Source organism: Ensifer sp. Root142 (assembly GCF_001426785.1).
Lineage (GTDB): Bacteria > Pseudomonadota > Alphaproteobacteria > Rhizobiales > Rhizobiaceae > Ensifer > Ensifer canadensis.
Genome location: NZ_LMFK01000046.1, coordinates 56,849 through 80,558, shown reverse-complemented (window position 1 = coordinate 80,558; position 23,710 = coordinate 56,849). Strand labels below are relative to the sequence as shown.

At 62.9% G+C, this 23,710-nt stretch carries 18 protein-coding genes; 10 read left to right on the top strand and 8 right to left on the bottom strand.

The features are described from left to right. Positions 1-19: 19 nt before the first annotated feature. Entirely contained in the window at positions 20-1,537 is a 1,518-nt protein-coding gene (glpD, locus tag ASD52_RS30810; protein ID WP_025425040.1) for a glycerol-3-phosphate dehydrogenase, read from the bottom strand. Between the two features lie 130 nt (positions 1,538-1,667). Continuing rightward, complete coding sequence (locus tag ASD52_RS30805) at positions 1,668-2,432, bottom strand: DeoR/GlpR family DNA-binding transcription regulator (protein ID WP_025425039.1); 765 nt, start codon at positions 2,430-2,432, stop codon at positions 1,668-1,670. 173 nt (positions 2,433-2,605) lie between these two features. Here ASD52_RS30805 and ASD52_RS30800 point away from each other — a divergent pair, with 173 nt between their 5' ends. The 7 genes from ASD52_RS30800 (at position 2,606) to ASD52_RS30770 (ending at position 10,456) form a co-directional block, all read left to right on the top strand. Continuing rightward, on the top strand, positions 2,606-3,373 hold the full coding sequence (locus ASD52_RS30800; protein ID WP_025425038.1) for an SDR family oxidoreductase: 768 nt from the start codon (positions 2,606-2,608) through the stop codon (positions 3,371-3,373). A 10-nt stretch (positions 3,374-3,383) separates the two neighbouring features. Continuing rightward, positions 3,384-4,280, top strand: coding sequence for a LysR family transcriptional regulator (locus ASD52_RS30795; protein ID WP_025425037.1), 897 nt, complete (start codon positions 3,384-3,386; stop codon positions 4,278-4,280). Positions 4,281-4,452: 172 nt separating this feature from the next. Further along, positions 4,453-4,932 (top strand): formate dehydrogenase subunit gamma, encoded by a 480-nt coding sequence (locus ASD52_RS30790; protein ID WP_025425036.1) that lies wholly within the window; start codon positions 4,453-4,455, stop codon positions 4,930-4,932. Continuing rightward, a complete protein-coding gene (locus ASD52_RS30785) occupies positions 4,929-6,485 on the top strand; it encodes an NADH-quinone oxidoreductase subunit NuoF (protein WP_057221777.1) in 1,557 nt (518 codons plus the stop codon). Before ASD52_RS30790 ends, ASD52_RS30785 begins: the two co-directional genes overlap by 4 nt. Before the next feature lie 11 nt (positions 6,486-6,496). Then, positions 6,497-9,376, top strand: coding sequence for a formate dehydrogenase subunit alpha (fdhF, locus tag ASD52_RS30780; RefSeq protein WP_057210827.1), 2,880 nt, complete (start codon positions 6,497-6,499; stop codon positions 9,374-9,376). A gap of 35 nt (positions 9,377-9,411) precedes the next feature. Further along, on the top strand, positions 9,412-10,236 hold the full coding sequence (gene fdhD / locus ASD52_RS30775; RefSeq protein ID WP_225906371.1) for a formate dehydrogenase accessory sulfurtransferase FdhD: 825 nt from the start codon (positions 9,412-9,414) through the stop codon (positions 10,234-10,236). Then, positions 10,226-10,456, top strand: a complete 231-nt coding sequence (locus ASD52_RS30770) for a formate dehydrogenase subunit delta (RefSeq protein ID WP_025425032.1) — start codon at positions 10,226-10,228, stop codon at positions 10,454-10,456. Before fdhD ends, ASD52_RS30770 begins: the two co-directional genes overlap by 11 nt. A gap of 174 nt (positions 10,457-10,630) precedes the next feature. Here ASD52_RS30770 and ASD52_RS30765 read toward each other — a convergent pair whose 3' ends face one another. The 4 genes from ASD52_RS30765 to rocF form a co-directional block, all read right to left on the bottom strand. Then, positions 10,631-12,415, bottom strand: a complete 1,785-nt coding sequence (locus ASD52_RS30765; RefSeq protein WP_025425031.1) for a PAS domain-containing methyl-accepting chemotaxis protein — start codon at positions 12,413-12,415, stop codon at positions 10,631-10,633. Positions 12,416-12,862: 447 nt separating this feature from the next. After that, a complete protein-coding gene (locus tag ASD52_RS30760; protein WP_057226435.1) occupies positions 12,863-13,342 on the bottom strand; it encodes a chemotaxis protein CheW in 480 nt (159 codons plus the stop codon). 431 nt (positions 13,343-13,773) lie between these two features. Continuing rightward, on the bottom strand, positions 13,774-14,979 hold the full coding sequence (gene rocD, locus ASD52_RS30755) for an ornithine--oxo-acid transaminase (RefSeq protein ID WP_025425029.1): 1,206 nt from the start codon (positions 14,977-14,979) through the stop codon (positions 13,774-13,776). 24 nt (positions 14,980-15,003) lie between these two features. Then, the gene (gene rocF / locus ASD52_RS30750) at positions 15,004-15,927 is read right to left on the bottom strand and encodes an arginase (protein ID WP_025425028.1); all 924 of its coding nucleotides are present in this window, start codon (positions 15,925-15,927) and stop codon (positions 15,004-15,006) included. 141 nt (positions 15,928-16,068) lie between these two features. Here rocF and ASD52_RS30745 point away from each other — a divergent pair, with 141 nt between their 5' ends. Then, positions 16,069-16,503 carry an Lrp/AsnC family transcriptional regulator gene (locus ASD52_RS30745; protein ID WP_025425027.1) on the top strand — a complete coding sequence of 145 codons (435 nt, stop codon included), beginning with the start codon at positions 16,069-16,071 and terminating at the stop codon, positions 16,501-16,503. Between the two features lie 115 nt (positions 16,504-16,618). Then, on the top strand, positions 16,619-17,116 hold the full coding sequence (locus ASD52_RS30740) for a VOC family protein (protein ID WP_025425026.1): 498 nt from the start codon (positions 16,619-16,621) through the stop codon (positions 17,114-17,116). Positions 17,117-17,153: 37 nt separating this feature from the next. Here ASD52_RS30740 and ASD52_RS30735 read toward each other — a convergent pair whose 3' ends face one another. Next, complete coding sequence (locus tag ASD52_RS30735) at positions 17,154-17,945, bottom strand: APH(3') family aminoglycoside O-phosphotransferase (protein WP_025425025.1); 792 nt, start codon at positions 17,943-17,945, stop codon at positions 17,154-17,156. A 301-nt stretch (positions 17,946-18,246) separates the two neighbouring features. On the opposite strand from ASD52_RS30735, the gene ASD52_RS30730 reads away from it, so the two are divergent. Further along, entirely contained in the window at positions 18,247-19,332 is a 1,086-nt protein-coding gene (locus ASD52_RS30730; RefSeq protein ID WP_025425024.1) for a MerR family transcriptional regulator, read from the top strand. A 141-nt stretch (positions 19,333-19,473) separates the two neighbouring features. On the opposite strand, the gene ASD52_RS30725 is transcribed toward ASD52_RS30730, so the two are convergent. Next, positions 19,474-23,649 carry a translocation/assembly module TamB domain-containing protein gene (locus ASD52_RS30725; protein ID WP_057210825.1) on the bottom strand — a complete coding sequence of 1,392 codons (4,176 nt, stop codon included), beginning with the start codon at positions 23,647-23,649 and terminating at the stop codon, positions 19,474-19,476. Positions 23,650-23,710 lie beyond the last annotated feature (61 nt).

The following is a 23,710-nucleotide window of genomic DNA, read 5'->3' as shown; positions in this document are numbered from 1 at the left end:
AGTCTTGAATGCGGGGCCCTCAGGCGGCGGCGTGCGCCGCGCCCCGCATGTATTCCTCCAGCGCCGTCGCCTCGCCGGACGTCAGCTTCAATCCCAGTTTGGTGCGCCGCCACAGCACGTCCTCGGCGTGCCGGGCCCATTCCTGCTCGATCAGCCACTTCACTTCCGCCTCATAGAGGTCGGCGCCGAAATGATGGCCAAGGGCTGCTTCATTCGCTGCCGCTCCAATGAGCGCGGACGCGCGCGTGCCGTAGAGGCGTACCAGCCGACGCACATGGCCGGCGGCAAGGAAGGGATACTTCTTGTGAAGTTTTGCGACTTCGTCGGCGTAGCCCTTGGCCGGGAAGTCCCCGCCCGGCAGGCTTGAGCCGGCGGTCCACTTGGCACCCTTGACGCCGATGGCATCGCCGATCTTCTCGAGCGCGGATTCGCTCAGGCGGCGATAGGTCGTCAGCTTGCCGCCGAAAACGTTGAGGAGCGGGGCCGCGGCCCTGTCGCCTTCGACGCGAAGAACGTAGTCGCGGGTTGCTTCCTGCGCCTTGCTGGCGCCGTCGTCGAACAGCGGGCGAACGGCGGAATAGGTCCAGACGATGTCGTCCTTTTCTATCGGCTCGAGGAAATACTCGCTCGCGGCCTTGCAGAGGTAGTCGACCTCGGCGTCGCTGATGCGGACGTCGGCCGGGTTGCCGGTATAGTCGCGATCGGTGGTGCCGATCAGCGTGAAATCGTCCTCATAGGGGATGGCGAACATGATCCGGCCATCCGGATTCTGGAAGAAATAGGCGCGGGGGTCGTTGAACTTCTTGCGGACGACGATGTGGCTGCCCTGGACCAGGCGCACATTGTGAACGTCGTTCTTGCCGAGCGCGCCTGATAGTACCGCATCGACCCAAGGGCCTGCGGCATTGACCAGCATGCGCGCTCGGATCTGCCGACGTTCGCCGGTCGCGGCATTTTCCGTGTCGACCACCCAGTTGCCGTTGTCGCGCTTTGCCGAGATCACCCGGGTGCGCGCCATGATCCGGGCGCCGCGGTCGGCGGCATCGCGGGCATTGAGCACGACCAGTCGGGCATCGTTGACCCAACCGTCGGAATATTCGAAAGCCTTGGTAAAGAGCCGCTTCAGCGGCTTTCCGGCCGGATCGCGCGTCATGTCGAGCGTGGCCGTTGCCGGCAGCAGCTTGCGGCCGCCAATATGGTCGTAAAGAAACAGGCCGAGGCGGATGAGCCAGGCCGGGCGCGGGCCGCCCTTATGATAGGGAAGGACGAAGCGCATCGGCCAGATGACGTGCGGTGCCATTGCCCAGAGCACTTCGCGCTCCATCAGCGCCTCGCGCACCAGGCGGAACTCATAATGTTCGAGATAGCGCAGGCCGCCGTGGATGAGCTTGGTCGAGCCGGACGACGTGCCGGAGGCAAAGTCGTTCATTTCAGCGAGCGCGACGGAGTATCCCCGACCGACCGCATCACGCGCAATGCCGCATCCGTTGATGCCGCCGCCGATAATGAAGACGTCGAAGATTGCCTGCTCTGCCACTGCTTTTCCCCTCCCACGTTTCGCAATGCACAAATTGATGCAGTCGCGAAAGCGAAATCAGTTAAAGCGAAAAGATATCGAATGTCAAACGAATGTTGTTCGAATCTCAGGACAGTCTAAAAAACGATCTTCAAGCCTCGGTTTCGATCAGGCGAACGTCCTGCTCTGCGCAGATTTTCCGCACGTTATCAATGAGACAGCGATCGGTGATGAAGGTCTGAACCTGGGAGATATGGCCGATGCGGACCGGGGCCGTTCTTTCGAATTTTGTCGAGTCGGAAACGAGGATGACATGGCGGGCATTGGCGATGATCGCCTGGGCGACTTTCACTTCGCGAAAATCGAAATCGAGCAGCGCGCCGTCATGGTCGATGGCCGAGGCGCCGATGACGGCGAAGTCGACCTTGAACTGCTTGATGAAATCGACCGCAGCCTCGCCGACGATACCGCCGTCGGAGCCGCGAACGACGCCGCCGGTGATAACCACCTCGATCGAGGGAAAGACGCGCAAGTGGTTGGCGACGTTGATATTGTTGGTGATGACCATCAATTCCTTGTGGTCGAGAAGTGCTTCGCCGACCGCTTCCGTCGTCGTGCCGATGTTGATGAACAGCGAGGCGTTGTCGGGGATGAGGGCGGCGGCCGCCCTGCCGATCGCCTGCTTCTCCGGTGCGGCGATCTGGCGGCGGGCATCGTATTTGACGTTTTCCTTGCCGCTCGGGAAGATCGCGCCGCCGTGAATCCGGTTCAGGATCTTGGCGTCGCAGAGGTCGTTCAGGTCCTTGCGGATGGTTTGCGGCGTCACCGAAAAGCGCTGCGCCAGCTCCTCGACGAGCACGCGTCCTTCGTTCTTCGCCAGTTCCAGGATTTCCGCCTGCCGCCCCGTCAGATACATTCCGAAACCTCCCGTTTTCGTTTTTTTTCATAATATGCAAAAACGAAAGCTGTGCAATTTCAGAAATCGGCGTTTGTCGCGAATCTGCTTTCGTCGTCGGCTATGTCGATTGCGCGCGTTGCAATCGCCTCGGCGATAGGCGACTTTGGCAATGACGGGAAGAGGGAAAAGACATGTTTCATCCGGCCTTGTTCAAGGGCATGAATGTGGTGGTGACCGGTGGCGGACGCGGCATCGGCCTTGAGGTGGCGCGCCAGTTCCTCGATTGCGGCGCGCGTGTCTTCGTGCATGCCGGGCGATCGGTCGGGGAACTGCCGGATTTTCTGGAGACGGCAGCGACCGAGGGCCGGGCGCATGTGGCTGCAGCCGACTTCCTGGCGGATGGCGGCGTCGAGGCTTTGGCGGAGGCGATCCGCAGCCGATTCGACAGCGTCGATATCCTTGTCAACAATGCCGGCACGATGGTTGGCCGCTTTCCGGCGGCGGAACTGACGGACGAACAGTATCGCACCGTCGTTCAGCTCAACCAGACCTCGGTGGTCGAGATGACACGCGCCATGTTGCCGCTTCTTCGCAAAGGCACGCATCCGGCGATCGTCAACACCGTGTCGATTTCGGCGCTGACCGGCGGCAGCGCCGGCTCCTCGATCTATTCGGCAACCAAGGCGTTCGTCTCCACCTATTCCAAGGCGCTGGCGCGCGAACTGGCCCCGGAAGGCATAAGGGTCAATTGCGTTTCGCCCGGCACCATCACGACAGAGTTTCACGAGCGTTACTCGTCGCCGGAGAAACTGGAGGCAACGCGCAAGACAATCCCGATCGGCAGGCTCGGAACCGCCGAAGACTGCGCGCCGGCCTATCTCTTCCTCGCCTCCCATGCGCTTGCCGGCTACATCACGGGCCAAGTGCTGGAGGTCAACGGCGGCCAGTTGATCGCTTGAGACACGTGTGATGATCGACAAGCTGGAAATGTTCCTGGTGCTCGCTCGCGAAAGGCACTTCGGCCGGGCGGCGCTTGAATGCGGCGTGACGCAACCGACGTTGTCGGCGGCAATCCGCCAGCTGGAAGAACAGCTCGGCGTCATGCTCGTCAGCCGCGGTTCGCGTTTTCAGGGGCTGACCCCGGAGGGGCAGCGGGTGCTGGAATGGGCGCGGCGCATCGTCGGCGATGCCCGCACGATGCGCGAGGAAATGCGCGCGGCGCGCAAGGGGCTCTCCGGGCATATCAGGCTGGCGGCGATCCCGACGACGCTTGCCATGGTGCCGATGATCACCGCGCCGTTTCAGGAGAAGCATCCGGATGTGACGTTCTCGGTGCTGTCGACCACCTCGTTGCAGATCCTGGCGCTGCTCGAAAACCTCGAGATCGATGCCGGACTGACCTATCTGGAGAACGAGCCGCTCGGGCGCGTGACCAGCGTTCCGCTGCAGATCGAGCGATATCACCTCGTGACGGCCACCGGAACGCCGCTTTCCGATCGCGAAACCGTGACGTGGAAGGAGGTTAGCAACGTTCGGCTTTGTCTATTGACCGCCGATATGCAGAACCGCCGCATCGTCAACCAGCATCTTTCCGAGGCCGGCGTCGTCGCTGAGCCGACGCTCGAATCAAACTCGATGATCGTGCTTTTCTCCCATGTGCGCACCGGTCGCTGGGCGAGCATCATGCCGTTTAACGTCGCGAAATCATTCGGCTTTCACGATGATATCAAGATGATTCCGATCGTCGAACCGGATGCCCGCCACACCGTTGGCCTGGTTGCGACCCATCGTGAACCATTCACGCCGCTGGTATCGGCGCTTTTGCACGAAGCGCGCATTCTCGGCGAACGAAATCAGGTTCAATAGATTTTTTCTATCAATCAACGAAACAGCCTTATTGACCCTTCCGGCCAGAAGGGCGAAGCTTTTCACTCTTGGGCAAGGGCGTGGAGGAAACGGCCTTCCCAGAAGATGCCAATTCGAGCTGGGCGAGGTCCGTACAAGGGGCGCTGCAGCCGCGAGCCGGGAGGGCTCCTGAGTGAATATTCACCAGCCGCGTGGCGATGTGCCCGGACGCACGCTTGCGATCGTCGAGGAACTGAAGGGGCTCGAAGGGCCGCTGCTGCCGATCCTGCATGAGATCCAGCACGAGTTCGGATATGTGCCGCAGGACTGTCTGCCTGTCATCGCGCGGGAGCTCAACCTGTCGCGCGCCGAAGTCTACGGCGTCTTTTCCTTCTATCACGATTTTCGCGAGCACCCGGCCGGTCGTCATGTGTTGAAGCTCTGTCGCGCCGAAGCCTGCCAGTCGATGGGCGGCGATGCGCTTGCGGAACGCGCCAAGCACCTGCTCGGCATCGACTTCCACGAGACGACACCCGACGGCGCGGTGACGCTCGAGCCGGTCTACTGTCTCGGGCTCTGTTCCTGCGCACCCTCCGCGATGCTCGACGGAGAGGTGCATGCCCGGGTCGATGCCGACGATCTCGAAGCTCTCGTCGCGGAGGCGCGCCGATGACAACAAAGATCTACATTCCCCGTGATGCCGCAGCATTGGCGCTGGGCGCCGACAAGGTTGCAAAGGCGATGGAGGACGCGGTCGCCGCGCGCGGCCTCGACGTTGCCATTGTGCGCAACGGTTCGCGCGGACTGCACTGGCTGGAGCCGCTGGTCGAGGTGGAAACCTCGGAGGGGCGCGTCGCCTATGGGCCGGTGAAGGCCCGTGATGTTGTCTCTCTGCTTGATGCCGGGCTTGTTGCCGGCGGCGATCACGCGCTCTGTCTCGGGAAGACCGAGGATATTCCGTTCCTGAAGCAGCAGACACGGCTGACGTTTGCGCGCTGTGGCGTCATCGATCCGCTGTCGCTCGACGATTACCGCTCGCATGGCGGTCTTCGCGGACTTGAGAACGCCATCGCCATGGAGCCGATGGCAATCGTTGCCCAGGTGACCGACAGTGGTCTTCGCGGTCGCGGCGGCGCCGGCTTTCCGACCGGGATCAAGTGGAAGACCGTGCTCGAAGCCGCTGGCGCACGCAAATACATCGTCTGCAACGCCGACGAGGGCGACAGCGGCACCTTTGCCGACCGGATGATCATGGAGGGCGATCCCTTCGTGCTGATCGAAGGCATGGCGATATCAGGGCTCGCGACCGGTGCGACCAAGGGCTTCATCTACACGAGGTCCGAATATCCGCATGCGATCGCGACGATGGCTAAGGCGATCGAGATCGCGCGTGCCGCTGGCGTGCTCGGGCCATCGGTGCTCGGCTCCGGCCGGGCGTTCGACATGGAGGTGCGCACCGGCGCCGGCGCCTATGTCTGCGGCGAGGAAACGGCGCTCCTGAACAGCCTCGAGGGCAAGCGCGGCATCGTGCGCGCCAAGCCGCCGTTGCCGGCACACAAGGGCCTGTTCGACTGTCCGACCGTCATCAACAACGTCATCTCGCTCGCCTCCGTTCCTGTCATCATGGACAAGGGTGCTGTCTTCTACCGCGACTTCGGCATGGGCCGTTCGCGCGGCACGATCCCGATCCAGATCGCTGGCAACGTCAAGCATCCCGGCCTATTCGAAACCGCCTTCGGCCTGGCGCTCGGCGAGATCATCGATCATATCGGCGGCGGCACGGCGAGCGGCCGTCCGGTCAAGGCGGTGCAGGTGGGCGGCCCGCTCGGCGCCTATTTCCCGCGCGCGCTGTTCGACACGCCGTTCGACTATGAAGCCTTTGCCGCAAGGGACGGTTTGATCGGCCATGCCGGCATCGTCGTCTTCGACGATACCGCCGACATGCTGAAACAGGCGCGTTTCGCCATGGAATTCTGCGCCATCGAGAGCTGCGGGAAGTGCACGCCCTGTCGCATCGGCTCGACCCGCGGCGTCGAGGTGGCCGACAAGATCGCCGCCGGCATCGAGCCGGAGAAGAACCGCGAATTGCTCTCCGATCTCTGCAACACCATGAAGTTCGGCTCGCTCTGCGCGCTCGGCGGGTTCACGCCCTATCCCGTCGTCAGCGCCATGACGCATTTTCCGGATGATTTTAAACCGGCTCCGCTTGTCGAAGCGGCGGAGTGAGGAGGAAGACCATGTCTCTCATTCATGAAATCGACTATGGAACGCCGGCCTCCCGCTCCGAAACCATGGTGACGCTGACTATCGACGGCCGTGAGGTGACGGTGCCCGAGGGCACGTCGATCATGCGGGCGGCGATGGATGCCGGCATCGAGGTGCCGAAGCTCTGCGCCTCCGACATGATGGACGCCTTCGGGTCGTGCCGGCTCTGTCTCGTCGAGATCAAGGGCCGGGCCGGCATGCCCGCCTCCTGCACCACGCCAGTGGCGCCGGGGCTCGAAGTGTCGACCCAGACGCCGCGGCTGAAGGACGTTCGCCGCGGGGTGATGGAACTCTATATTTCCGACCATCCGCTCGACTGTCTGACCTGTGCCGCCAATGGCGACTGCGAGCTGCAGGACATGGCCGGCGCAGTCGGCCTTCGCGATGTTCGCTATGGCTATGAGGGTGACAATCACGTCAAGGCGCGCAACAACGGCGGCATCAACGCCAAATGGCAGCCGAAGGACGAATCCAACCCCTACTTCACCTTTGATCCGGCGAAATGCATCGTCTGCTCGCGCTGCGTGCGCGCCTGCGAGGAAGTGCAGGGCACGTTCGCGCTGACGATCGGCGGCCGTGGTTTCGACAGCCGCGTTTCCGCAGGCATGGCCGAAGACTTCATGTCGTCGGAATGCGTCTCCTGCGGCGCCTGCGTCCAGGCCTGCCCGACGGCGACGCTGACGGAAAAGTCGGTGATTGAGATCGGCCAGCCGGAGCATTCCGTCGTCACCACCTGCGCCTATTGCGGCGTCGGCTGCTCGTTCAAGGCGGAGATGCGCGGCGAGGAACTGGTGCGCATGGTGCCGTGGAAGGACGGCCAGGCGAACCGCGGCCATTCCTGCGTCAAGGGCCGGTTTGCCTATGGCTACTCGAACCATGGGGATCGCATCCTCAACCCGATGATCCGCGAAAAGATCTCCGATCCCTGGCGCGAAGTGACCTGGGAGCAGGCCTATGCGCATGTGGCCGCGGAGTTCCGGCGCATCCAGTATCAGTATGGCCGCGATTCGGTCGGCGGCATCACCTCGTCGCGCTGCACCAACGAAGAGACCTATCTGGTGCAGAAGCTGGTGCGCGCCGGTTTCGGCAACAACAATGTCGACACCTGCGCCCGCGTCTGCCACTCGCCGACCGGCTACGGCCTCGGCCAGGCCTTCGGCACCTCGGCCGGCACGCAGAACTTCGATTCGGTCGAGTTCACCGACGTTGCGGTGATCATCGGCGCCAACCCGACGGACGGCCATCCAGTCTTTGCTTCGCGGCTGAAGAAGCGTTTGCGTGAGGGCGCAAAGCTGATCGTCATCGATCCGCGCCGCACCGATATCGTGCGCTCGCCGCATATCGAAGCATCCTATCACCTGCCTCTGCAGCCCGGCACCAACGTTGCCATTCTGACGTCGCTGGCGCATGTCATCGTTACGGAGGGCCTCGCCAACGAGGCCTTCATCCGCGAACGCTGCGACTGGTCGGAATATGAGGACTGGGCAGCCTTCGTCGCTGAGCCCTATCACAGCCCGGAAGCGACCGAGGCCTATACCGGCGTCCCTGCCGAACTGGTGCGTGGGGCGGCACGGCTCTATGCCACCGGCGGCAACGGCGCGATCTATTACGGCCTCGGCGTCACCGAACACAGCCAGGGCTCGACCACCGTCATGGCGATCGCCAACCTCGCGATGGTCACCGGCAATATCGGCCGGCCGGGCGTCGGCGTTAACCCGCTGCGCGGCCAGAACAATGTACAGGGCTCCTGCGACATGGGCTCGTTCCCGCACGAGCTGCCGGGTTACCGCCACGTCTCCGACGATGCAACGCGCGAGACCTTCGAGAAGCTCTGGGGTGTCGAGATTTCCAACGAGCCGGGTCTGCGCATCCCGAACATGCTCGACGCCGCGGTCGACGGCACCTTCAAGGGCATCTACATCCAGGGCGAGGACATCCTGCAGTCCGACCCGGATACCAAGCATGTGGCCGCCGGCCTTGCGGCGATGGAGTGCGTCGTCGTGCACGACCTCTTCCTCAACGAGACGGCCAACTACGCTCATGTGTTCCTGCCGGGCTCGACCTTCCTCGAGAAGGACGGCACCTTCACCAATGCCGAGCGCCGCATCAACCGCGTGCGCAAGGTGATGACGCCGAAGAACGGCTATGCCGACTGGGAAGTGACGCAGAAGCTGGCGCAGGCCATGGGTCTCAACTGGAGCTATCGCCACCCCTCCGAAATCATGGACGAGATCGCCGCGACGACGCCGAGCTTTGCGCTCGTCTCCTACGACTATCTGGACAAGATGGGTTCCGTGCAGTGGCCCTGCAATGAGAAACACCCGGAGGGCTCGCCGATCATGCATGTCGACGGCTTCGTACGCGGCAAGGGCAAATTCATCCGCACCGAATATGTCGCGACGGACGAGCGCACCGGTCCGCGCTTCCCGCTGCTTCTGACCACCGGCCGCATTCTCAGCCAGTATAATGTCGGCGCCCAGACGCGGCGCACCGACAATGTCGTCTGGCATGCGGAGGACCGGCTGGAAATCCACCCGCACGACGCCGAGCAACGGGGCATCCGCGATGGCGACTGGATCAGGCTTGCCAGCCGCGCCGGCGAGACGACCTTGCGCTCGCAGATCACCGATCGGGTGGCACCCGGTGTCGTCTACACCACCTTCCACCACCCGACGACGCAGGCAAACGTCATCACCACCGACTTCTCCGACTGGGCGACCAATTGCCCGGAATACAAGGTGACGGCGGTTCAGGTGATGCCGTCCAACGGGCCGTCGGACTGGCAGCAGGATTATGACGAGCAGGCGCGGCAGTCACGCCGGATCGCCGGCAAGCTGGAGGCTGCGGAGTAGCCTCCATGTCCGGGCCATCAATGCCGAAATTCCAGATGTCGAAGACCGTGCCGGAAGCCGCCCGTCGCAATGGGGCCTTGCGGGACGGGTCCCGTGTGGTCCCGGAGGAGACGCCGGTGGCCTTCACCTTTGGCGGTTCGACCCATGCGGTGATGATGGCCACCCCCGGGAACCTCGAGGACTTCGCCGTCGGCTTCAGCCTGACCGAGGGTATCATCACCGAGCCCGGCCAGATCGAAGCGGTCGAGGCGATGGCCGACGAGGTTGCCGGCAACCTCGGCATCGACCTGCAGATCACGCTCAAGGACAAGCAGAACGACATGCTGCGCCTGCGCCGCCGCCATATGGCCGGCCCTGTCGGCTGCGGTCTCTGCGGCATCGAATCGATCGAGCAGGCGGTGCGGCCGACGCCCGACGTTTCGGCATCGACGCTTCGTCTGTCGCAGGAAGACGTGGTCAAGGCGGTCGCGCTGCTCAACGGTCAGCAGCCGCTGCATTTCGAAACGCGCGCCGTGCACGGCGCCGCATTCTATGTGCCGGGCAAGGGATTGATCGCGGTGCGCGAGGACGTCGGCCGTCACAATGCGCTGGACAAGCTCGTCGGCGCGGCAGCGCGTGCCGGCTTCCGCGGCTGCGACGGCGCCGTCATCGTTACCAGCCGCGTTTCTGTCGAGATGGTGCAGAAGACCGCTGTCGTCGGCAGCCCAGTCATCATCGCGATCTCGGCGCCGACGGCGCTGGCGATCCGCACGGCGCAAGCGGCGGGCATGACGTTGATCGCGCTGGTGCGCGGCGACGAATTCGAAATCTTCACCCATGCCGAACGCATCAAGTCCGGAGCCGTCGCCGATGTCGCATGACACCAATGCCAAGCTGATCTACATGGCGAACCAGATCGCCACCTTCTTCAAGAGCCAGCCGCAGGACGAAGCCGCTGAGGGCGTTGCGACGCATATCAACAAGTTCTGGGAGCCGCGCATGCGGCGACAGCTGTTCCGGCATATCGATGGCGGCGGCGAGGGTCTGAGCCCGTTGGTGCTTGAAGCGGCGTCGAAGATCAAGCGCCCGGAAGCGGCCTGAGGATCTTGATTGTCAGCTTGTTTGCGGAACCGCCTGACGATGTCGAACACTGGAGAGCGGCTGTCGATCGGTACTCGCCATGCGGCGATGGCGCGATCCCATAGAGTTTTTAGGGAAGGCGGCGACCGGTCGCCACCTTCCCTCATTCCTGAGCGCGGGGTGCAGGGATTGCGCTCAGAAATTCTGCCATCCGTCGTTCAATGGTGCGCCGGCGAGCGCTTGTCTTTGTCCGCCGCGCATGGCGCGGGCGGTGGCGTTCAGTCGTGTTGCCTGCTGTCGTTCCTCGGCGTGACGCTGCATCTCGAACGGCGCCGTGTCCTGGCCGATGCGGAACTGGCGTAGCAGGGCGTGGAGGGCTTCGGCTTCCCGCGACATGTTGTGGCTTGCGGCCGTGCTTTCCTCGACCATCGCTGCATTCTGCTGGGTTGCCTGATCCATCGAATTGACCGCCTGGTTGATCTCCTTCAACCCCGTCGACTGCTCGCGTGCGGCCTCGACAATGGCCGAAACGTTGAGATTGATCTCCTGGACCTGGACCAGAATTTCCTCGAGCGCCGCCCCCGTCTGTCCGACAAGCGATACGCCGTTCTTGACGTGGTCGCTGGAGGCGGTGATCAGCGCCTTGATCTCCTTGGCGGCCTGGGCCGAGCGCTGGGCGAGTTCGCGCACTTCCTGGGCGACGACAGCAAAGCCCTTGCCGGCTTCACCGGCACGTGCCGCCTCGACGCCGGCATTGAGCGCCAGGAGGTTGGTCTGGAAGGCGATGTCGTCGATGACGCCGATGATGTTGGAGATCTCGCGTGACGATTGCTCGATCTGATCCATCGCTCCGATCGCGTTCTTGACGACGTTGCCGGAGCGTTCGGCGCCCGCCTTGGTCTTGGCGACCAGTCCGCCCGCTTCTTCGGCGCGACGGCTGGAATCGACGACTGTCGTGGTGATCTCGTCGAGGGCGGCTGCGGTTTCCTCCACAGAGGCCGCCTGCTGCTCCGTGCGTTTGGAAAGATCGTCGGCGGCCGAGCGGATCTCGCGGGCGCCGGAAGCGATGGCGTTGGCATTGTCGCCAACAGTCTGCATCGCCCGACAAAGCCGATCGATCGCGCCATTGAAATCGGTACGCACCGTTTCCATGCTGGGAACGAAGGGTGTCGGCAGGCTGTGAGTGAGGTCGCCCTCGGCAAGCGCCTGCAGGCCGAGGCCGAGCGCCTTGATTGCGCCCATGCGCTCGCTGACGTCGGTCGCGAACTTGACGACCTTGTAGACCTTGCCGCTCGGATCGCGGATCGGATTATAGGCCGCCTGGATCCAGATCTCCTTGCCGGCCTTGCCGTAACGGACAAACTCGTTGGAGATGAACTCGCCGGCGGCCAGCTTCTTCCAGAATTCGGCATACTCAGTGCCGCGCACATAGCTGGGTTCGCAGAACATGCTGTGATGCCTGCCCTGAATTTCCTGAAGGCTGTAACCGAGTGCGTTGCAGAAGTTCTCGTTGGCCATGAGGATTTCGCCCCCGGGGGTGAATTCGATCACCGCCTGCGATCTCGATATGGCATCGAGTTTGCCGCCATCCTCGTTGGCCTTGATCTTGGCCGCTGTGATGTCGCTTGCGAATTTTACGACCTTGTAGGGCTTGCCGTTGTGAAACACCGGATTGTAGGTCGCCTGGATCCAGATTTCGCGGCCGCCCTTGGCAACGCGCTTGTAGGCATTGGCGTCAAACTCGCCGCGTCCGAGCCGCGCCCAGAAGTCGCGATATTCCTGGGTCTGGACATAATCCGGCGCGCAGAACATGCGGTGGTGCTGGCCGACGATCTCCTGCAGGTTGTAGCCAAGTGCCTGGCAGAAGTTTTCGTTGGCCGTCAAAATTTTTCCCGTGAGATCGAACTGGATCATGGCCTGCGACTTTGAAAGCGCGGCGACGATCTGGCGTGAATCCAGACTCTGCCCGAAAGAGAACATGATTACCCTCTGGTTTGGTTCTTGTTGTTTCAAACCGGAAAGCCGGATCATTGTTGCTTGTGCTGTCGACAGGGCGTGCGGGGCCAAGAGCGGCGCAGACTCCGGGGCAAGGACAAATGCCGGCTTGCCGAAAATTGTCTGGTCCGTCGTCGCCGGCCCAAACGGGGTCAGCGTTTTCGTGCTTCGAGGAGGGAGTTCGAACTCGTGGGCGTTCATGCCCATGACGTCTTGCTTATACAATCTAGATTAGTGGCAGGCTTATTAAGCAGCTGTTAAAATAGCAAACATCAAATTTTAGTTGTTAAAACTCGTATGCTGTTTCTAGGTTGAATTAGCAACTCATCGTTTACGAATCATGGGTGGCGCCACGGGGCCACGCCGCCCGAACGCAAAAAGGCCGCCTTGCCCAGGGCAAAGCGGGCCTTGATGCGACGCAGAATCTGTTGTTTAGGCGGCCATTTCCTCGACTTCGCGTTCCTTGAACATGCGAGCGAGGTTGAGGAAGCAGATCATGCCGTTCTCGTTGGCGATGATGCCTTCGGCAAAGCTCTTGTCGAAGGATGCGGTGACTTCGGGAACCGGTTGCACCTGGTTGCCCTGGACCGTGAGGATGTCGGAGACACGGTCGACGACGAGACCGATCACCATGTTGTGCACTTCGGCGACGACGATGGCGCTGCGCTCATTGGCCGTGGTCGATTTCATGCCGAGCTTGTGGGCAAGGTCGATGATCGGGATCACGGTGCCGCGCAGGTTCATCACGCCGATGACCTCGGATGGCGAATGCGGAATGGGGGTCGAGGGGGCCCAGCCGCGGATCTCGCGGATCGTGGTGGTCTTGACGCAGAATTCCTGATCGTGGAGGCGGAACGCGATGATTTCCAGCGTCTCGCCGTCGAAACCAGCCGTCCTGAGTGTGCTTGTCATCGAAGGTCCTTCCAGCTTTCCGGTCGACGCCTTAAGGCGCGCGACACCGCCAAACTCGTTACATCTCCGTGCGGTGCGGTCGCGGCTGGCGCGGCCATTGAGCCGATGGGGAGAGTTTTCAAAAGTCCGCCGACGACATCCGGCGGGGCGCAGCTGCATCATGCGCGGAGGAACCGCTTTGCGCTTTGGGAAGGGACTATAGGCCGGGATTCGTTAAGACTTGCTTTTGCAAGTGCTAATACCAACCTGTGCCGATATTGGCCTCCAGCCTGCGTCGATCCTGACCGGACGCTGGGTCCGGTTCCGGTTTTCTCCTTGCCGGAAACCAAAATCGCTCCGGCGCAATAGGCCAGTATCGGCGCAGGTTGGTAGTAAGACATTGCGCCCCGGTCGAAGCCGGGGCGCAATGGAACACAAAGAATGTCAGGGGATCAAGCGGAAGCGAGAACCTTGGCGAACTGTTCCACCGCCCAATCGACCTGTTCGGCGGTGATCACCAGCGGCGGCGCGATGCGGATCGTGTCGCCATGGGTGTCCTTGGCAAGGATCCCGAGCTGCTTCAGCGCTTCGCAATATTTGCGGGCGCCACCGGCTTCCGGCACCAGCTCGACCGCCAGCATCAGTCCGCGGCCGCGAACTTCCTTGATGATGTTCGAACGGATGTCGGTCAGGCCCTTCTGGAAGCGGTCGCCCATGCGCGCCGAGTTCTCGATCATGCCTTCCTCGGTCAGGGCCCTCAGCGCCGCGCGGGCGATGGCACAGGCAAGCGGATTGCCGCCGAAGGTCGAGCCGTGCTGGCCGGGCTTAAGCACGCCGAGCACTTCCGAGTTCGAAAGCACGGCCGAGACCGGGTAGAAACCACCCGAAAGCGCCTTGCCGATCAGCGTCACATCGGCTTCGATGCCCTCGTGTTCTTCAGCCAGCAGCTTGCCGGTGCGGCCGAGGCCGGTCTGAATCTCGTCCAGGATCAGCGTGATGCCGTGTTTGGTGCAAAGCTCGCGCACTGCCGGGAAATAGCCGGAGGTGGGAACCAGAACACCTGCTTCGCCCTGGATCGGTTCGACTAGGAAGGCGACGGTGTTCTCGTTGATCGCGGCGCGGAAGGCGTCGATGTCGCCGAAGGGGACGACCTTGAAGCCCGGCGCAAACGGGCCGAAGCCGGTGCGGGCGTCCGGATCGGTCGAGAAGCCGACGATGCCCATCGTGCGGCCATGGAAATTGTTGGAGCAGACGATGATCTCCGCTTTGTTTTCCGCGACACCCTTGACCTCGTAGCCCCACTTGCGCACCGCCTTGACGGCGGTCTCGACGGCTTCTGCGCCCGAGTTCATCGGCAGCACCTTGTGCGAACCGGTGAGTGCTGCGATCTCTTCATAGAAATGCGCCAGCTGGTCGTTGCGGAAGGCGCGGGAGGTGAGCGTCAGCTTCTGCGCCTGCTCCATCATCGCCTGGAAGATCTTCGGGTGGCAGTGGCCCTGGTTGACGGCGGAATAGGCCGACAGGCAGTCGAGGTAGCGGTTGCCTTCCATGTCCCAGACATAGACGCCTTCGCCGCGTGAAAGCACAACGTCGAGCGGTTTATAGTTGTGTGCGCCGAGCCGGTATTCGGTTTCGATCAGGTCTGCCGTGGTGTTCATCCGTCGTCCTCCGTTGTTTCTATTTCAGGCGCTGCGGGTCGGGCGGTCAAGGACACGGCGGCCGAAAAGGCTCGCGGTCAGCTCGACCAGGACACGCGCGCTCTTGCCGCGATCGTCGAGGAACGGATTAAGTTCTACGACGTCGAGCGAGGACACGAGATCGCTCTCCCAGAGCATTTCCATGATCAGGTGGGCTTCGCGGAAGGTGGCGCCGCCCGGAACGGTGGTGCCGACGCCCGGTGCCAGCTCGGGATCCATGAAGTCGACGTCGAGGCTGACATGCAGGAGGCCGTTGGCCGAGCGCACTTCATCGAGGATATGACGCATGATGTGCGCCATGCCGAGCTCGTCGACCGCACGCATGTCGTAGACACGCACGCCATGTTCGGCGATCTCTTCGCGTTCGCGGTCGTCGACCGAGCGGATGCCGACCTGGAAGACCTTGGTCGGATCGACCATAGGCCGGTCCGCAGGCAGGATCGGGGCAAACTCGGCCTTGCCGCAGTAGAAGGCGACCGGCATGCCATGCATGTTGCCCGACGGCGAGGTTGCCGGGGAGTTGAAGTCGGCATGGGCGTCGAGCCAGAGCACGAACAGCGGTCGGCCGACTTCGGCGGCGTAACGCGCCATGCCGGAAACGCTGCCCATCGAAAGCGCGTGGTCGCCGCCCAGAATGATCGGGAAATGGCCCTTGCGAACGGTGTCATGGACCGAATCGTGCAGCGCGCGGGCGAAGGCGGCGACGATCTGCAGGTTGTTGGCGCCGGGGTGGTTGGCGAGGTCGCGTGCCGGCAGCGGCTTGACGTCGCCTTCATCGTAAACCGTGTGGCCGAGTTCGCGCAGAACGGTGTCGATACCGGCGATACGAAGTGCCGTGGGGCCCATGGCCGCGCCGCGTCGTCCAGAACCTTCCTCGATGGGTGCGCCGATCAGCGTGATGGTCGTCATATCCGCCCTGTTCCTTCTGTCATGATTCCCGTGGATGGCGCGGATTATCCTCAAAACGCGTGACAGCAAAAAGATGGAAAACTGTCGATTGGAAAGGTAAGATCGACAGATTGCTAAGTCCGATTTTGCAAAGTGAGAGATATGGACGACCTTGATCAGGCGCTGATCAGTGCCCTGCGCCAAAATGCCCGTCTGCCTGTTTCGACCCTTTCGGCGCGGACCGGCGTATCGCGCGCAACCGTTGCAGCACGCATCGACCGGCTGGTCGCCAACGGGACGATCGCCGCCTTTACCATTCGCACGGGACAGGAAATCCCGGCCTCCGGCGTGCGGGCCGTGGTGATGATCGAGGTCCACGGCAAGATGGCCGACCGGGTCGCCGGGCAGTTGCGCGGTCTGCCACAGGTGAGGGCGCTGCACAGCACCAACGGCCGCTGGGACTTCATCGCCGAGCTTGAGGACAGGGACCTGGTGTCGTTCGACGAGACGCTGAGGCGGATCCGGCTGATCGACGGCATTACCGTGACGGAGACGAACATCCTGTTGAAGACCAGCAAGCTGACGGGCGCATTTTAGTGCCTTCTTTCCGCGTGGAGGGCGAGGGTCGAAAATTGCGTTTTTGCGCCAGTCGTTCTTGATTTGTTCTCGTTTTTGTATATGATGTGCGCCTCACCCGAGATTGGAGGATGTCATGGTCATCAATGGCGGCAGGCTGGCCGATCGGCAGATCTGTGTGAAGCTATTTGTCCGGCATGGCGACGAGGATCGCGCCATTGCCTTTTATCGTGATGTGCTGGGTGCCGAACTGGTGCAACGGCATGAATGGCCGAGCGGGATTTTAACCAGCGCCGATCTCAGGATCGGCGAATCCGTCTTCCGGATCGCCGGTGCCAATCCGCGGCGGGACGCGGAGCCGAAACTAGGCGGGCCGAGATCGCCGCATGCGCTCGGCACGACGGCGGTCATTCTCGAACTGCATGTGAAGGATGTCGACCGGGTCATCGGCCGGGCGATCGGGGCGGGTGCCGCCCTCAGAAACCCGGCGGAGACGCTGTCGACCGGAGACCGCGTCGGTGCCTTCATCGACCCGTTCGGCCATATCTGGGCGTTGTTCAACGCCCTGGAAGACATCGACCTCGGCGATGCCGATATCGTCGATCTCAATATCGAGGCCCGCGACGCCGCATAAGGCGGCGCGGGCCATCCTGCGCTTGCTTTCCCCGAGGTCAGAAGAACTCGTCGAGAAGGCAATAGAAGCCGAGTTTTTCGGGATCGGCACGACGGATGCCGTAGAGATCGAGAAACGGCTGAACCCATTCCTCCCCGAGATTGTAGGCAATGCTGCGGCAGGTCAGCGCCAGATCCTGATAGGGGTCGGCGACGCCCAGACGGCTGCAATCGATGAAACCGGCGAAGCGGCCATCCCTGACGATGATGTTTGGAAGGCAGGCGTCGCCATGGGTGACGACCGGCTCTCCCTCCTGAGGGATGCGCGCCTGAAGCTCGACGAAGAGTTCGTCGGCGGTCTTGCCGAGGCGCTCGTCGTCGAAGTCGGTCTCATCGACCAGGTCCGCTTCTGCACGCAGCCTGGCGATCGCGACACGCGCACCAATCCGGTGATCGAACGGGCAGGCATCGACATCGAGCGCATGCATGCGGCGTAGCGCTTCGGCGAGCAGAACAACCTGCTCCGAGGCGGCAAGGGTGCTTGAGGCGAGGTCGATGCCTTCGACCGCCTCCATCAGCAGCCAGTTCTTTTGCGCGTACACGTCGCGGGCGACGACGCGCGGACAGGGCATTCCCTGCTTGCCCAGCCATTCGAGCCGCTCGGCCTCATCGACGAGCTCGTCAAAGGGACCGGCCTCTTCGACCTTGAGAACGAGGGGCGGGCGGTCTTTTGCGTCGAACAGGAAGACGCTGGAGTCTGACTGGCCGAGGCTATCCTTTCGGCAGTCATAACCTGCGAGCAGCGGTGCCAGGGTGGGCGGAAGATCGATATCGAGAAGCTGGAGAGACAAAAAACCACCTGAAAATACGGGTTGTTCCGAAATTGCGGCCTACAGCGCCGCGCGTCTTTTTCGACGTACAAAGGTCGCTGTGGCACTATGAACCGTTGCATGTTTTTAGCCTTAAATCGGATACGATTTAGGGAAACATGCAATTTGCGCGAGAGGGCAGGTAGGGACGGAATTGTGCAAAATCCATGGCGACCCGACCCAAGCGCGAGCATCCTCCGCGAAATCTTGATTCTACCCACACCAAATATCGCTTGAGCCGAACCTAAGGTCATACCTTAGAAGATAGTTCCAGGAGGCTCCCATGAGCGACAAGCGAAACCATGATCCCCTTTTGTCCGCCGCCGAATGTGCCGATCGTCTCGGCCTGACCGTGCGGGCGCTGCGTGTCTACGAGGATCGTGGGCTGATCGCACCGCGCCGGACGGAAAAGAACTGGCGGCTCTATGGCGCTGCGGAAATCGCCCGGCTGACCGAGATCCTCGCATTGAAGCGTCTCGGCCTGAGCCTGACCCGGATCACCGTGTTGCTGGCGGGCGCCGCGCCGGATCTCGGCCAGACACTGACGATCCAGCAATCCGCGCTCGTCGATCTGCGTGATCGGGTCGAGCACAGCCTGTCGCTGATCGGCGCGGCGCTGCAGAAAATATCGAGCGGTCGGGCCGTCTCTATCAGCGAACTCATCACTCTTGCCAAGGAGACCAGGATGACCGACCTATCGCCGGATACCGTCGCGTGGCGACGTTATGAGCAGGCACGGCCTCGAACCGAGGTTCGTTTCGATCCCGAAAAACACGGCTCTGTTGTGGGCGACTTCCAGTTCGAGGCCGGCGATGTGCTCAGCGTCACCCGCCGCGAGGGCGGACTGATGGCGCAGTTGACCGGGCAGAATGCGCTCGAAATCTATCCCGAAGCGGATGACCTGTTCTTCTATCGCATCGTCCAGGCGCAACTCTCTTTCACCCGCAACGAGCAAGGTGAGGTGGAAGGCGTAGTGCTGCATCAGGGCGGCTACGAACAGGCGGCGAAACGCATCGACGAGACGAAGGCGCGTGCCGTTGCCGACGACCTGGAGAAGCGCGTGAAGGATAAGATCCCGTTTCCCGACAGTGAGGCATTGCTTCGCCGCGTCATCGCCGAGCACCAGCGCGGCGAGCCCGACTACGAAGGCATGACGCCGCCGCTCGCAGCGGTGGCGCGCGAGCAGGCGCCCCTCGCCAAAGCCGAACTCGACCGCCTGGGGTCACTGCAGAGCGTGGCGTTCAAGGGCGTGCTGCAAGAAGGTTGGGATGTCTATGACGTGCGCTTCGAAAAGGGAACGCTGGAATGCGGGCTGATGCTTGCCCCCGGCGGCAAGCTCAGTGGCATCTATTTTCGCCCGGGGCTGTGACGGACGACTGATCCGTCCCGGCCGTCCGAAGACGGAAGACGACAAAGAATACGCCCGCGGATCGTTAGCGACCCGCGGGCGTATTCTTTGTGGCGAAGGTAGGCACGCCGTCAGTCAAAACGGTATTGATGACGCGCCGCCTCAATATTCCTTTTCGAAGAAGATGCCGCCCGATGCGGAGCCGTCACCGCCGGCCGCACCCTTCAGCTTGACGCCCTTGCCGACATCGAGATTGATCACGGCCTTGCTGGAGCCTGAATCCGAGCCTTGCTGCAGCTCGATATAGGTGCGGTCGTTAAGATACTTGCCGGCGCGCACCGAGGCGCCGCCGTTCTCGTCGGTGGTGACGTCGAGATCGTCGACGCCGAGCTTGTTGCGCAGACCGTCGAGCAGCGAGGTCGAGCCACCGCCCGCCAGCTGGCTGACGGCAGAGGCAAGCTGAGCAATCTGGAAGGCCGAGAGGTTGGACAGCGAGCGGTTGAAGATCAGCTGCGCCAAAATTTCGTCCTGGGGCAGGGCTGGCGACGACGAGAAGGTGATCTGCGGATTGTTGGCAAGGCCTGTGACGCTGACGGTGATGGTCGTCGCGCCGGCGGTCGATGTCGCCTTGAGATTGAGTGTCGGGATCAGGTCGCCACCGAAGCCGATGGTGCCATCGGTAAAGGTCAGGCGTTTGCCGAGGATTTCCAAACGGCCGCGGCGCATCTCGAAACCGCCCGAAATGGTCGGCTGCACGGCCGTGCCGCGGATCGTCAGGTCGCCGCCGAGTTCGGCATCGATGCCGCGGCCGCGCACGAAGACCTGATTGGCCGTGACGCCAAGGTTGAAGGCGATGACGCCGCTGGCATTGGCGCCTGCCGGCTTCTCGTCCTTGCGGATGTCCCTGGCCATCCGCTTGACCTTGGCCGGCGCATTCTTGTGCTTGATGTCGATAGCCGAGAGCGAGGTCGGCAGTTTCTCGGGAATGGTAATTGCTGCCTTGCGGATCGTCACCTTGCCGCCGAGTGTCGGGGTGGCGACCAGCGGACCTGTCAAGGTCATCTCGCCGGCAAGCTGCGCAGTGAACAGCGTGCCGTCGACATAGGTGGCGTTGTTGAGCCTGATGATCAGGTTGGCCGGAAAGCCGGAGCTGGGTACGGTGCCGACCGTGCCGGTGACCTCGACCGAGCCGCCGGTCGCGAGGTTGGCGGAAAGCTTGGAGATCGTCGCCTGCTTGCCGTCGAGCGCCACGTTGGCCGTCAGGTTGTTGAGCGCGAGGTTGCGCCGGACGTCGACAAGGCGTCCGCCTGAGGTGGTGATCGTGCCGGCAATCTGCGGTGCCTTGGCCGAGCCGGAAATCGAAAGGTCGACGGAGGCCTGGCCCGTGAGCGTGAAGCCCTGCTGGGCCATCAGGTTGGCAACGAGCGCGAAGGGCACATTGCCGTTGAACTTCATGGCGATCGGCATGTTGCCGCCGATATCGACATTGCCGCCGCCCTTGAATGCGAGGCCGCCGGCGCCGGAGAGCGTGGTGTCGAGCGTCACGCGGTTGTTGGCAAACTTGCCATTGGCCGAGATGTCGAAGGCACCGACGCCGGCGGTGCGCGCGGCTGCCAGCGAGGCGCCGGACCATTTGAGGTTATAGGCGACGACCGGCGCTGCCGCCGTTCCGCCGACATCGACGGTGCCGCCGATTGCCCCTTCCGCGCCGAGGCCCGGTGCGAAGGCATTGACCAGGGCTGCCGGCAGGGCGTTCAGCTTTGCGGTAATATCGAGCTTTTGGCCGGCGGTGCCGCTGACCGCGATCGTGCCTTTCGATGCCTGGATCGTGAGCGCATTCAGGCGCACGGTGCCCTTCTCGATCGCGATCACGGTCGGCGCCGCGAGCTTTAGTGCAATCTGTTTCGGCGTCGCGCCGAAGGAGGAAAGACGGATTTCCGTGCGCCCGTTCGAACTCGTCAGGTCGCCCCTCGCCGTCAAAGGCCCGCCGTCATACTTGCCGTCGATGGCAAAGCCTGTCTTGCCGGCCTGCTGGGTGAAGTCGAGGCTCAATCCGGAAACCCGGTTGGCCCCCTGGGCAATTGTCTCTGCCCGGACGCTGCCCTTGATCGCCAGTGCCGAAAGGTCGGCAATGGTGATGTCGGCCGTCGGCTTGGCGATCGTCAGGTCATCGCGCTTGATGCCGCTGCCGCCGGCCTTGAGCACGATGGAGGTGATGCCGTTGGCCGTCCGGATCGCCGCCGATCCAGAGAGATCTCCGGACGCCTTCTGGCCGGCCATGGCGGCAAGCAGCCCAAGGTCCGGAAGATTGAAATCGACAGTGCCGTCGGGTTTGAAGTCGGGGGTGAAGTTGATGGCGCCGTTGAGCGTGTTCTCGCCGATCTTGGCTTCGAGCACCGGGATCGATGTGCGACCGTCCTTCGAGACGACGTCGGCACGCACGTCGATCGGTTGACCGTCGAGCGCACCGGTTGCCGTCAGCTTGGCCTGCGGGCTGCTCTGGTTTGCGGTGGCGTCGGCCTTGATGGTCAGGTCGCTGAGCGTGCGACCGGCGAGCGTCGCGCCGCTCGAGGACAGTTCCGCCTTGATGCCGAGTTCGGCGAGCGGTCCGGTCACAGCGGCGGTGAAGTCGGCCTTGCCCTTGGCGTCGGCGAGCAGCTTGCCGAGATCCGGCAGGACACCTTTAAGATCCGCCGTCAGATTGCCTTCAGCGAGCGCCACGGAGCCGGCAGCCTCGATCGTCCCGGATTTGAGATCGATGTTTTCGACGGTGACGCTGCCGTTGGCGCCGGTCTTGATGCTCCCGGCAAGCGCAATCGTGCCGTCGAATTTTGCAGCGGCAGCGGGCGGCAGGGCGCCTGGGACCGTGAAGAGCTTGAAGGTCGCGGCAACCGTATTGGTTTCGCGCGAGAAGGCGCCTTCGACGGTGCCGCCAACGCCGGGGCTTTCCAGCGTCACCGGCGCAAAGGTGATGCTGTCCTTGGCAACAGTGATGTCGCCGACGATCTTCATCGGCGCCTGGACCAGCCGGACGAGATCGGCATTGTCGAAGCCGACCTGGCCGACCTCGACCGTCGTCTTGATCGGACCCGACTGTGTCGCCAGGTTGAAGCCATCGCTCGCAGCCGACAGCTTGATGGCGCCGAGGGCCACGTCCGGCAGTGCGACAGAGGCGACGTCGGCGGCCGCGTCAAGGATTGCCGATTGGGCATCGCCGATCAGCGACAGATTAACGGTATTGATCAGGACGCGGGCCTCGCCCTTTTCCAGTGGCCAGCGGAAATCGATGGCGCCATTGGTACCGGCGAGCCTTGCCTGCAGATTGTTCTCGCCCTTGCTGTCGAAGGTGCCGAAGGCGGCGAAGGCAAGCGCGCCGGTCGCCACGTGCCCCTTGTCGACGCGCACCATGCCCTTGCCGTCGAAGGCAGCAGCAAGATCGATGCTGGTCTGGCCCTCGAACATCGGGCGCAAGGCCGGCGGCATCAGCGAGCCGAAGCCGCCGCCGCCGGAAAGCGTCAGCCGATGCATGCCATCGGTAGACTGGACGTGACGGCCGTCTAGCTTGAGGATCTCGGTGCCGTCAAGCGCAGCCGTCCCGGCGCCGGCCCAGTCCGAAAGCGGTCCTTCGCCGGTTACCTTGATGTTGACGGCGGGTTCGTTCGGCAGGCGCAGGAGCTTCGCCAGAACGCCGTTGGCGGGCTCATTGACGGTCGCTTCAAGTTTCAGTTCGTTGCCGGCCGGATTGAAGACGATGTCGGCAACGGCACGGGCCTCGGGCCGGTCGCGCTGGGCCGCCGTTATGGCGAGCGCGATGCTCTCGTTGGTGGCGTTTACCTTGCCGCTCGCCGTCAGGAACTGGTCCTCGCCGGCGATTGCCTTGCCGATGACGATTTCCTTGAGGTCGATCGCATCGATCTTGACGTCGACCGGAAGCGCGAAGGTCGAGCGCACTTCCTTGGTTTCGGTCGAAGGCACCGGCAGGCGCTCGACGCGGATGGAGCCTGCCGAAATCGCCGCGGCGTCGAAGCGGAAGGACAAGAGGGCCGCGGGCGACCAGTTGAGCGAGAGATCGCGAACCTCCGCATAGATGCCCTCGCCATCGAACAGCGTCACGCTGCCGGCGGTGAACTGGCCGGTCAGAAGCGGGCTCGGGTCGGCAATCCGCACGATCTGGTCCGGGGTCGCCGCATATTTCTCGATCGCCCAGGCGACAAGGCGGGCGCCGGGAGTCGTGAAGCCGACGAAGGCGACGAGGAGAAGAGCTGCGACCGCAAGCGCGCCAAGCACATAAAGGCAATAGCGCAGCGTCGCGCGAAGGAAGCGGACGACGTGATTCATGATCTACCCATAACGCAACTTGTGTCGCTGCGGAATCTTTGCAGGCAGAAACTCCGGGCGC